Source organism: Bacteroidota bacterium, from assembly GCA_030706565.1.
Lineage (GTDB): Bacteria > Bacteroidota > Bacteroidia > Bacteroidales > JAUZOH01 > JAUZOH01.
This window is the reverse complement of record JAUZOH010000093.1, coordinates 1-12,123: the sequence shown is the minus strand read 5'-3', so window position 1 is coordinate 12,123 and position 12,123 is coordinate 1. Positions and strand designations below refer to the sequence as shown.

Below are 12,123 nucleotides of genomic sequence, written 5' to 3'. Positions count from 1 at the left end.
GTATTAAGGGGTTATAACAGATTTCTCTGTGGCACTCTGTGTTAAAACTCTGTGGTTCTCTGTGTAATAAATCGATACAATAACACAGAGGTACACAGAGGAATATTTCTCATTATTTCTATATGACATGATGAACAATAAATCTCAGTTGTTAAATTTTATTCCGTTCAGGGAGATATTTACTTGCGAAACTTTAATAAATTACAATCAAAATAAATTTTAGAGAAATTGGCCTGTTTATTGCAAACTAAAAAATAATTTTGATGTTATTGAATTCTAAAAAAACATGAAAAAAGCCTTACTCCTTATTGATATTCAGAATGATTATTTTGAAAATGGTTCAATGCCATTAGCCGGATCCGGGGATGCAATTGTAAATGCGGGATTTATCCTGGAACATTTCAGAGCCGATCATTTGCCGGTTGTTCATGTGCAGCATATTGCCACTAAACCCGCTGCAACGTTTTTTCTACCCGGAACTAAAGGAGCAGAGATACACAAGAATGTCCGGCCTCTGGCAAATGAGAAAGTCATCATCAAACATTATCCCAATAGTTTCCGGGAAACCGGATTGCTGGAATATCTTAAGAGCAATGATATAACAGATTTGATTATTTGTGGCATGATGACCCATATGTGTGTTGATGCAACTACAAGGGCTGCGAAGGATCTGGGATTTAATATTGTTTTAATTGGAGATGCCTGCGCCACAAGGGATTTGAAAATTAATGATGAAATCCTCAAAGCAGCGGTCGTTCAAAATGCATTTTTAGCAGCTTTAAATAATACTTATTCAACTGTTATGACAACGAGGCAATACCTGGAGAATTGATTTGTTCTCATAAAAATTTTACCGGAGCCAGTTATTTCGAACTTCATATTTTAGTAATGCTCATTTCTGCGATCTAAATCAATGAATAAATTGCCCTGATTTTTGTATTTTCGCATAAACTATCTAAAAGAATATGTCGGTAAATCAACCTTTGGCAGAGCGTCTGAGGCCTAAAGATCTGGATCATTATATCGGGCAGCGGCATTTGATTGGTAAAGGGGCTGTGCTGAGAAAAATGATAGAATCGGGCAACCTTTCTTCGTTTATCCTGTGGGGGCCTCCGGGTGTGGGAAAAACCACACTGGCTACGATCATTGCCAATACCCTGAAGCGTCCTTTCTACACTTTAAGTGCCGTTAATTCGGGGGTGAAGGATGTGCGAGAGACTATTGAAAAGGCCAAGAAATTGCAATTTTTCAATCAGCCCAATGCTATTTTGTTTATTGATGAAATCCACCGTTTTAGCAAATCACAACAGGATTCCTTATTAAGTGCAGTTGAGCAGGGAACTGTTACCTTGATTGGTGCCACTACTGAAAATCCGTCCTTCGAAGTTATATCTCCTTTGTTATCACGTTGTCAGGTTTATGTGCTTCAGTCTCTTGAAAAAGAGGAACTGCTGGAGATTCTGAACCATGCTATTGAAACGGATATCTATCTGAAGAAGAAAGATATTGAGGTTAAGGAAGATCAGGCCATCTTGCGTTTTTCGGGAGGTGATGCCCGCAAATTGCTCAATATCCTGGAGATGATGGTTAATGCAGAAAATTCCGATCAGGTGGTGATTACCGATCAGAAAGTTACGGATGTCCTACAGCAGAATATTGCCATGTTCGACAAAAGCGGGGAGATGCATTACGACATTATTTCGGCCTTCATTAAAAGCATGAGGGGCAGTGATCCCAATGCTGCGGTTTATTGGCTGGCCAGGATGATTGCCGGTGGGGAAGACCCGAAATTTATTGCCCGCAGGATGCTGATTCTGGCATCTGAGGATATAGGTCTGGCCAATCCCAATGCCTTGCTTCTTGCCCAGGCCTGTTTTGACGCTATTCATGTGATCGGGATGCCCGAATCGCGTATCATTCTTTCGGAAACTGCTGTTTATTTGGCTACATCGCCCAAGAGCAATGCTTCCTATAAAGCAATTAATGATGCTTTGGCTTTTGTTGAACAGACAGGCGATTTACCAGTGCCTCTGCATTTGAGAAATGCACCGACTAAATTAATGAGCCAGTTGGGCTATGGAAAGGATTACAAATATGCCCATGATTTTGAAAATAATTTTGTTTTGCAGGATTATTTGCCCGAAAAAATAGCGGGCCATAAATTTTATGACCCGCAAAATAATAACAAGGAAAAAGAAATCCGTAACCGCTTAAGTTTTCTTTGGAAGAAAAAATATGGTTACTAGTTTACCATCTACTTTTTTTATATTTTCTGTCTTTTGAACCTTTACGCTCGCGGTCTCTGCGACTGTTTTTGCCATATTCGGAGAATTTGCCTTCCCTGAATTTCTCTTTTTTGGATCTTGATGATGCTGAAGGTTTTCTGTCCTGTGCCTGTTCTACAACAATTTTACGGCCGCTTACTTCAACATGCTGGAATGAATTGAGGATTTTATCAGTATAATTGCTATCGACTTCAAAGAATGAGAAACTTTTCATCAGGTCGATCTTGCCGATTTCAATGTTTCTGTCTTCAACTGCATCGTTGATCAACCCGATCAAATCGCGGGTGGTTACTTCATCTTTTGTGCCAATGCTGATAAAGAAGCGGTTGAAAGTCGTTTTCCCGGATTTCATTTCACTTTTCTTGCTTACGGCAACTTTATTCAGATCCGGAGCATTTTTATAATAATCAAAAATTCTGTTGAATTCCAGTGAAAATAACCGTTTGATGATTTCTTCGCGGCTGAGTGTTTCAATTTTCTCATAAATCCTGGGCAGGAAAGGTTCAATCTGGGTACAATCAACTTTTTCGACTTTATCGATCAGGCTGAAAAGTTGTTTTTCACAGATTTCGCTTCCTCCGGGAACCTTCTTCCAGTTGAATTTACGGTTAATAACCTTTTCAATCTGGTGAATTTTATATTGTTCCTTAGAGTGGATAATCACAACGGATACGCCTTCTTTCCCGGCTCTTCCGGTTCGTCCGCTGCGGTGTGTATAAATTTCGATATCGTCGGGAAGGTTATAATTGATCACGTGTGTCAGGTCGGTTACGTCCAGTCCGCGGGCAGCAACGTCGGTAGCCACCAGAATCTGTAGGTTTTTGTTCCTGAATTTCTGCATCACCATGTCACGCTGGGCCTGTGAAAGGTCACCATGAAGGGCATCGGCATTATATCCGTCATTTAAAAGTTTTGCAGCTACTTCCTTGGTTTCCATCCGGGTACGGCAGAAAACCAGTCCGTAGAGATCGGGATTTACATCTATGATGCGCTTCAGGGCAAGGTAGCGGTCGTGTGCATTGACCATGTAACAGTCGTGCACAACATTTGCGGAACCTGTGTTCTTTTGTCCGACCACGATTTCTATAGGATCTTTCATGTATCCGGAAGCAATCGAAGCTACTTCCTTAGACATGGTGGCCGAGAATAAAAGCATATTTTTACTTTCAGGAGTCTGTTCAAGGATGGCATTAAGCTCCTCCTGGAAGCCCATGTTAAGCATCTCGTCAGCTTCATCGAGGACAGTCCATCTGATATTTGAAATATCAGCCTTGCCTCTTTCCAGGACATCTTTCATTCGCCCCGGGGTAGCAACGATAAAATGAGCTCCGTGCTTCAGTTCCCTGATTTGTCCGTTGATATCGGCACCTCCGTAAATCGCAACGATATTAACTTCTTTAAGATGAGTAGAATAGGATTTAAGATCTTTTGCAATCTGCAGGCAAAGTTCACGGGTTGGACAAAGAATAAGTGCTTGAGTTTTTTGCAGAGAGAGGTCAGTGAGGTTGAGCAAAGGAAGGCCAAATGCTGCTGTTTTTCCGGTACCCGTTTGGGCTAGTCCGATTAAATCTGTGTCGCCTTTAAGAAGAACTGGAATCACTTTTTCCTGGATAGGCATGGGCTGATCAAACCCTAATTCATCAATTGCTTGTAATAATTCAGGTTTCAGGCCTGTTGATTCAAATGTAATCATATATATTTTTCATGTTAAAGTGCTCTTTGATTCCATTTTCAATCTGCAGGACCATCCTGTTTTTATGTTGCTAACCAAAAATCACCATATTAATTTGGCGCAAAGATACAACAAGAAAATGAGAATGAGAGCAAAATGAGGAAATAATGTTGTGAATTAGGGATTTAAGCGATCACTGAAGTCAAAGTGATGCTAAAAAAACATAAAAATCAGAATGAACAAGGTTTATCCGGAAAGTTGTGACAAATTATCATATTAGTGTTGAGATAGTTATGGAACACTTTCTTGGGATTGTTGCAGGACTACAAAACATTTGTGGCCGTGTTCCTTTTGTACAATGAGGACTAAGCATAGCAAGCCGAGTAAATGATGGGTGAGCGTAGTTATTGGATAGACTATTCTATAATCACTTGTACGAATTGATTAAGTATAGTTAAAAATAATCAACAAATATATGGTTTATAATATAAACTGGTTTATATTTGCTTTGTGAAAATAAAAGGAGAGGAATACTCTTTTTATTTTTCACTATATAGTTTATATTATAAACCGATTTATAAAAATTAAAGGCATTATGGAAGAGAAAAGTATTAATGAGAAAGAGAGTTTGGAACTCATTTCCCGGATGATAGCAACGAGTAAGAACAACCTGAGAATTGGACAGGGCAATGTGCTCATGTATTTCGGTTACTTCACTGCGACATTGTCCATTGTCATTGGCGTGCTCATTGGTATTACCCGCAATCCCGGCTGGTCGTGGTGCTGGGCACTGATGTTCGTGTTCTGGTTCTTTATGGAAAGGTTGAAGAAGAATCGCCCTGCGACTGTGGTCACTTACACCGACAGAGTGATCAGTCAGGTATGGAGAATCATTGGTATCATGTTCGTGATTACGTTCATCGTGCTCACAGTGTCGGCATTCAGTTTACACAACTACGGCATTATGAATCCGATGATGCCATTATCGCTCGTTTACGTTTGCCTGGGTGTATCGATTGTTGGAGCCGTTGTACGCGAACCTTATGTGACTTACATTCCTATTATCGGCATTCTCTTTGCACTAGCTATGATGGTGTCTATATATCTGAATGGCATGATGTACTTTGGCAATATCTTTGGCTTCGGCCTGTCGTTCATTGTTATTATGGCTATTCCAGGCCACATTCTGAATTGTAAAGCCAAGAAATCATGTTGAAAGAATTAGATCCTTTACTTCATTCGCAGCTTCGATTGGCTATTGTCTCTATACTCATGTCTGTGGAAGAGGCTGATTTCGTCTATCTGCGGGAGAAGACAAATTCCACGGCGGGCAATCTCAGCGTGCAGCTTGACAAACTTGCAGAAGCTAAATACATCAGCGTACGTAAGGAATTTGTCGGGAAGAAAACTCGTACAACTTGCAAGATGACCGTGAAAGGTCGCCGAGCCTTCGAGTCGTATGTTGACGCGTTGAAAGGCTATATCAACATATAGATTATTCGTTGATCGAAATTATTGATAATTTGACTTTATAATACTTCACTTACTTCGAACTGACGTTAAAATAGAGAATTATATGAAAAGACTATTGGCACTTTTATTAGTTGGAGTGCAAGGTATGTCTGCCTATTGTCAGAATGTAATATGTGGCAGGGTGTATGGTACAGATCGAAATGCACTTACAGGTGCAAACATAATGATAAAGGATTCATATGACGGCTGTTCATCAGACCTTGACGGATATTTCAGACTGGAGACGAAATTGTCAGGCAAGCAGACCATGGTATTTAAGTATATCGGGTACATGGATCGTGAAATAGAGGTGACAATACCAACAAAAGACAGTGTATTTATTTGCTTGAAAGAAGAAAATTACACTTTGGATGCGGTGCAGATTACTGCAGGCAACTTTGAAGCTGGTGACAAGGTGAAGTCGGTATCATTTGAGCCTTTGGACATAGTACTTACGGCATCCAGCTCAGCTGATATTTACGGTACCCTGTCCACACTCCCTGGTGCACAGTTCGTTGGTGAGCAAGGTAAACTGTTCGTTAGGGGAGGTGAGGCTTATGAGTCCAGGACATTCATAAACGGATTGCTAGTGCAGAATCCGTACAGGCAGACAATGGCAAATGTCCCGTCAAAAGGGCGCTTTTCACCTCTCCTGTTTTCAGGTACAATGTTCAGTTCCGGAGGATATTCTGCTGAATACGGACAGGCTCTGTCATCAGCACTCGTGCTATCGACGAATAGTATGCCTTCGGACAACCTGGCGAATATAAATTTATATTCAATGGGATTCGGACTTTCAATGCAGCGGGTGTTCAGAAATAATTCGGCGATTGTCCTGTCTTACGATCACAGTGACCTGGATCCTTATTACAAGGTGGTAAAGCAGAATATAGACTGGACTACACCTCCTAAGGCTCATTTCCTTACTTTCAATTATTTCAAGAAGACAAGTAACTCAGGAATGCTGAAAAGTATGTTCTCCTTGAACATGGATAAATCCGGACTGTATTATCCTACAAGCGAGATGGATTATACCTTTATTAAGGATGAGAAACAGAATGAACTGGATACAGAACTGAAAAGTTTCGGACTGTTGAATAACAATAAATACGTTTTCTCTATAAGTGACAAGAATACAATGAATATATCACTTGGATTGTCGTATGACAAGAGAAATGTCGGTCTTGAGCAGTTTAACAATCTTGACCTATGTGACAACTTTTTTCTTAGTGAGCTCAAGATTAAGGATATAATCAGCATTACGGATAGAAACAAGCTGTCATACGGTATTGACTACCAACTGAACTACTTCAAGGAAAGCATAAAAAGGAATGAGGTTGATACTGAACTGGATTATACAGACCACAGCATAGCTACTTATGCAGAACTAGAGTCATACGTCATGCGCAGGTTTACTACACGGGTGGGTGTCAGGGCAGAATATTCTTCTGTGCTTAACCTGTTCAAGGTTTCTCCGCGACTGTCTCTGGCGTACAGCCTCGGTGATCTTGGTCTTTTCTCTTTCGCATATGGAACTTTTTTCCAGAATCCGGAGTCAGAATACCTCAAATTCACCAGAAAGCTTAAGCCTGAAAGGGCAGAGCACTTTATACTCGATTACCAGTATGAGAGGAATAAGAGGGTATTCAGGCTGGAGGCATATTATAAAAAATATCACAATCTGATCAAATATACATCATATGACACAAATCCTGATTCATATAATAATGCGGGCAGTGGATATGCAAAAGGTCTTGAGGTATTCTACAGGGATAAGAAGACTATTCCTGGAGGTGACTTCTGGATTAGCTATTCCCTTATGGATACGAAACGAGACTACAGGGATTTTCCTATCCTGGCAATGCCGAAATATTTCTCGAAGCATAATTTCTCATTTGTATATAAACACTGGATACGCGCTATACACAGTAATGTGGGACTGACGAATAATTGGATGAGTGGCCGTCACTACTACGATCCTAATAAGCCGGTGGAGCAGTTCATGAAAGACAAGACGAAACCATATAACGACCTGTGCATAAACTATACATACGATTTTTCGAGCTATACAAAATGGCCTGTCACGCTTTTTTTCTCGGTAACGAACCTGCTTGGACAGAACCATGTCTTCGGCTTTTCATATGCGAAGAACGATCATGATACATATGACCTGTATCCTATAAAGCCAATGGCTAAGAGAACTTATACATTCGCAATATTAATAACTTTAAAATAATATATTTATGAAATTAGTTTATTTTACCTTCAGTTTTCTGTTCATGACAATGACAGTAAACGCACAGAATTATGAAAATGAAATGCTTAAGGCTCTGGACGTTATGTCTAAGGCAAATGACATACAGTCCTATCTGACTGCCAATAATAGTTTCATCAGAATCGGCTCAGTCAACAAGAATGAATGGCTTCCTAATTATTATTCAGCTTATCTGTATGCTAAGATGAGCTATCTTCAGAAAGACGACAAGTCCAAGGACAAATACCTGTCTTTGGCAGAAAATGAATACAAGGAGGCCAGTTCTAAAAAGGAAATTGACATGAATGAGATGTGCATCCTTAATGCATACATCCTTCAGGCAGAGTTCAGTGTTGACTATATGTCACGAAGCAATTTGCTGAAACAATCCCTTTCACAGTTGGAAACTGCGCTTAAGAAAGATCCCAATAATCCTAGAGCGAATATGTTACTTGGTATTTCCTATTATAATATGCCTTCTTTCGTCGGAGGTGACAAAAAAAAGGCAGAGGCATATTTAGAAAAGGCAGATAGCTGCTACAGCACATTCAAACCCAAAATAAAGATTTCTCCTAACTGGGGAAAAGATATAAATACTGAATGGCTAAAAATAGTAAAGAAATAAAAAAAACTCTATTGTATCACCGGACTTGGAGTACATACTTCAATCGGTAAGAATGTTAATGAATTTGTTGATTCAATTATAAATAGGAAAAATGGTGTATCCTTCGTGGAGGAGTTCAATACGGATGGATTTAGAAATAATAGGGCAGGAATAATCAAGAACGTTGACAAAGTCGGGAGCTCCATATGTGGCAGATCTTGTCTTATGTTCAATAATTCCGTTGAACAGGCCATAGATGGCTTTGAAAAATCAATCTTTTCATAAAAAGTGTTTGGAAAACTCGTTGGCAACAAAGGATATATCAGTCAAAGTCTTTTTGAACAACTTTTTATCGATGGGACCCACATGATTGCAAAGATTTGTAAGAATATGAAAACAGCTTAACGCTTATAAGAGATAAGATTTTTTTAAAGAAAAGAGATTTAATTGAAAGGGTTAATGACGAAATAAAAAATATGTATCGGGTTGGACATACCAGATACCGTAGTTTTGCCAATTTTATTACTAATTTGCTCTCAGCTTTAATACTTATTCTTTTTCCCCTAAAAAACCTCTTTAAATATTGAAATTATTGATGATTTGGCTTGATAATTCACTTACGTCGAACTGACGTTATTATAAAAAACGCCATTATCTAAGGCAAAGATAATGGCGTTTTCAATTTTAGCATAATAAAAGGGCAACCTTTCGATTGCCCTTTCTAAATCAACAAATTCGTATTACCAAATTACAGCCCTCTTTTCTGGCGACAGATACATCTTATCGCCGGATTGAATATTGAAAGCTTTGAGAAATTCCGGAAGGTTGGGCAACGGACCGTTTACTCTGTAACGGCCCAGTGAATGCACATCTTCCTTGGTCCTTCTCAGGATTTCTTTATCCCGGATATTTTGTCCCCATACATGGGCAAATGCAAGGTAAAATCTTTGTTCGGGAGTGAAACCGTCGATTTTTTTAGTAAGCGGTTTTTCTTTCAACGCCTTTTGCATGGCATAATAGGAGATGTTCAAACCGCCAAAATCAGCCAGATTTTCACCCAAAGTAAGTTTCCCGTTGGCATGAATGGTATCCAGAACGGTGAAAGAATTGAATTCATTAACCAGTACCTGAGCTTTCTCACTGAACTTTTGAGCATCTTCTTTGGTCCACCAGTCGTTCAAGTTGCCTGTTTTGTCGTATTGACGGCCTTCATCATCAAAGCCATGGGATATTTCGTGGCCTATGACAACCCCGATGGCACCGTAATTTACAGGATCATCGGCATGAACGTTGAAAAACGGAGGTTGCAGGATTCCTGCAGGGAAACAAATTTCATTCATGGTCGGATTATAATAAGCATTTACCGTTTGCGGGGTCATGTCCCACTGGTTGCGGTCGACCGGCTTATTGATCTTGGATACCATGTAGTTGAAATTAAAGCGGCTGCTAATCAGAATGTTATTGCAGTATGAAGATCTGTCAATTGAAAGCCCTGAAAAATCTCTCCATGTATCAGGATATCCGATTTTGACGTTGATCGTGGATAATTTATCGAGAGCTTTTGCCTTTGTCTCGTCACTCATCCAGGTCAGGTTTTTTATGCGTTCACCCAGGCTCCATTTCAAGTTGTTAACCAAATCGAGCACTTTAGCTTTTGCCTCAGGCGGGAAATATTTCTCAACGTATAATTTGCCCAAAACCTCGCCCATGGATGCGTCTGTAGCTGCCAGTACCCGTTTCCACCTCGGCAAAATTACCTCAGTACCTCTCATTACCTTTCCGTAAAAAGCAAACCGGGTGTTTACGAAATTGCTGCTAAGATACGGTGCCAGGCTGTTTACCAGGTTCCATCTCAAATAGAGCTTCCAGTTATCTACCGGAGTGGTATTCATCAGGTTGCTGATGGCTTTATAAAAATCTGGCTGCAACACGTTGATGTCCCCGGGGTTAGCCAATCCTATGCCTGCAAAAAACAACTGCCAGTTGAAGTTTGGTGAAAGTGACTGTAAATCGGCCAGGCTCATCTTGTGATATATTTTATAAGGATCTCTTAAGTCAACACGCGGCATTGAAGCGGTAGCCAGCTTCGTTTCCAGGTCCATGATGATTTGTGAGTAACGGTCGGCATCAGAAGTCTGTTCACCCAGCAACTGGAAAATTTTCGATATATATTTAACATACTCATTTCTGATTTCTTTGGACCGGGGATCATCTGACAGGTAATAATCCCTGTCTGCCATGCCCAGTCCGCCTTGTGCCAGTTGACTGATAACCATTGCACTGTTTTTGCTGTCCTGTTCGCCATAGAAGCTAAAAAGCGGATCCAGTCCCAATCCCTGAAGGTGAATAATGGCTTTTTGAACATCATCAACAGAATTGATGGCAGCGATGTTGCCCAACTCTTTTTCCAAAGGTTTAATTCCTGCTGCTTCAATCCCGGCGGAGTCCATGCCGGAATAATAAAAATCACCTATTTTTTGGGCATTGCTGCCTGCCGGGTTGTTGTTTTTTGCAGTCTGAATGACCAAATCCTTGATCATGGTCTGGTTGTTCTCATCGAGCACGTCAAAGGAACCATACCGGCTGTATTCGGGCTTCAACGGATGACTTTTTATCCAGCCCCCGTTGGCATATTGATAAAAATCAGTTCCGGGTTTGACCGTCTGATCCAGATCTTTTAAATTGATCGGAGGGACTGTTGTTACTTTTGTTTTGCATCCTGTCATCATTGCCAGTAAAGTAAATGCAATTAAAATTGATTTTTGTTGTCTCATAAATATTTATTTGTTTGAGGTCGTAAAACTCATGTTTTTCTATCTTCTGTCTTTTTGCAGGGGGATTGAAAACATGACTCTTTCAATTTCAATGTTAATATATTTTTTTAACATATTCACAAATTACAAAAATAGTTTTTCATTTTCGAAATTTTCCTGAATTTTATCAGTATCCCTGTCTTTTTTGATTCTTTAGGTCATCATTTAAAGGATAAATTTGGAAAAATCATTTTTTTCATAGAGTCATTCTAAATAATTTGAAATAAATTATTATTGAATGATGTTAAAAATAAACTAAAAAAATTTGTTGGATTTAAAGAAGTATTTTAAATTTGTAACCTAAAGGTTATATAAAGTTAATTTAAAGTTACATAATTAAATTTTTGGCTATGGAAACTTCAATCATTGAACAATTCAATCAGACAAAGTACCACCTCCTGCTTTGGCTAACCATTGGCTGGACATTATGGTTCGGACATTTCATATTAAACCATCTGCTTGCCGCAAAGATGATTATTAATATCATCTCCTGGCTGGGATTATTGGGATGGATTATTTTTAGCATCAACCTGGTTAAATATTTCCAGTTGCGGAAAGATATTAAAGCCGACCGCAAATTGAATGAAGCGTTAAATGACGAATTGCATTCACTTTTCAGATATAAGTCTTATTTGTGCGGATTCTGGGTATTGATGGCCCTCAATGTAATCTTTTTCGGGATTTCATCATTTTATAATATTTCTGCACTGATTGTAACCGAAACTACCTTATATTTGGGCGTGTTATCTGTCCTGCTTGCTGGTCTAATTTATAACAGGGAGTGATATGGAAAATTGGGAATTACATAACCAGATTAAAGTTCGGCGGGCGATGAAGGACATAACACAGGAAGAGCTTGCTGCTGAAATTGGGGTAACCAGAAAGACCATCAATACCATTGAAAATGGCAGGTTTGTACCATCGACTATTTTAGCCATCAGGCTGGCAAGGTTTTTTGGGATTCCGGTTGAAGAATTATTTAC

The 12,123-nt window shown here is 39.5% G+C and carries 10 protein-coding genes; 8 read left to right on the top strand and 2 right to left on the bottom strand.

What is annotated here, in order from left to right:
• The first annotated feature begins 286 nt into the window (after window positions 1-286).
• A complete protein-coding gene (locus Q8907_06825; protein MDP4273975.1) occupies window positions 287-832 on the top strand; it encodes a cysteine hydrolase family protein in 546 nt (181 codons plus the stop codon).
• Between the two features lie 133 nt (window positions 833-965).
• Window positions 966-2,246: a replication-associated recombination protein A gene (locus Q8907_06820; GenBank protein ID MDP4273974.1), complete on the top strand. Its 1,281-nt coding sequence runs from the start codon at window positions 966-968 to the stop codon at window positions 2,244-2,246.
• 1 nt (window position 2,247) lies between these two features.
• Here Q8907_06820 and Q8907_06815 read toward each other — a convergent pair whose 3' ends face one another.
• A complete protein-coding gene (locus Q8907_06815; protein MDP4273973.1) occupies window positions 2,248-3,978 on the bottom strand; it encodes a DEAD/DEAH box helicase in 1,731 nt (576 codons plus the stop codon).
• Between the two features lie 574 nt (window positions 3,979-4,552).
• Between Q8907_06815 and Q8907_06810 the strand changes: the two genes are divergently transcribed.
• The 4 genes from Q8907_06810 to Q8907_06795 all read left to right on the top strand — a co-directional run bounded on the left by Q8907_06810 (window position 4,553) and on the right by Q8907_06795 (window position 8,348).
• On the top strand, window positions 4,553-5,173 hold the full coding sequence (locus Q8907_06810) for a hypothetical protein (protein ID MDP4273972.1): 621 nt from the start codon (window positions 4,553-4,555) through the stop codon (window positions 5,171-5,173).
• Window positions 5,167-5,451 (top strand): transcriptional regulator, encoded by a 285-nt coding sequence (locus Q8907_06805; GenBank protein ID MDP4273971.1) that lies wholly within the window; start codon window positions 5,167-5,169, stop codon window positions 5,449-5,451. The genes Q8907_06810 and Q8907_06805 overlap by 7 nt, the downstream gene beginning before the upstream one ends.
• A 607-nt stretch (window positions 5,452-6,058) precedes the next feature.
• The gene (locus Q8907_06800) at window positions 6,059-7,705 is read left to right on the top strand and encodes a hypothetical protein (GenBank protein MDP4273970.1); all 1,647 of its coding nucleotides are present in this window, start codon (window positions 6,059-6,061) and stop codon (window positions 7,703-7,705) included.
• Window positions 7,706-7,712: 7 nt separating this feature from the next.
• Window positions 7,713-8,348: a hypothetical protein gene (locus Q8907_06795; GenBank protein ID MDP4273969.1), complete on the top strand. Its 636-nt coding sequence runs from the start codon at window positions 7,713-7,715 to the stop codon at window positions 8,346-8,348.
• Window positions 8,349-9,067: 719 nt separating this feature from the next.
• Here the strand turns inward: Q8907_06795 and Q8907_06790 are convergent.
• The gene (locus Q8907_06790) at window positions 9,068-11,101 is read right to left on the bottom strand and encodes a M13 family metallopeptidase (GenBank protein MDP4273968.1); all 2,034 of its coding nucleotides are present in this window, start codon (window positions 11,099-11,101) and stop codon (window positions 9,068-9,070) included.
• Window positions 11,102-11,490: 389 nt separating this feature from the next.
• Here Q8907_06790 and Q8907_06785 point away from each other — a divergent pair, with 389 nt between their 5' ends.
• Window positions 11,491-11,925, top strand: a complete 435-nt coding sequence (locus tag Q8907_06785; protein ID MDP4273967.1) for a hypothetical protein — start codon at window positions 11,491-11,493, stop codon at window positions 11,923-11,925.
• A gap of 1 nt (window position 11,926) precedes the next feature.
• The coding region (locus tag Q8907_06780) for a helix-turn-helix transcriptional regulator (protein ID MDP4273966.1) at window positions 11,927-12,123 on the top strand (197 nt) is incomplete at its 3' end.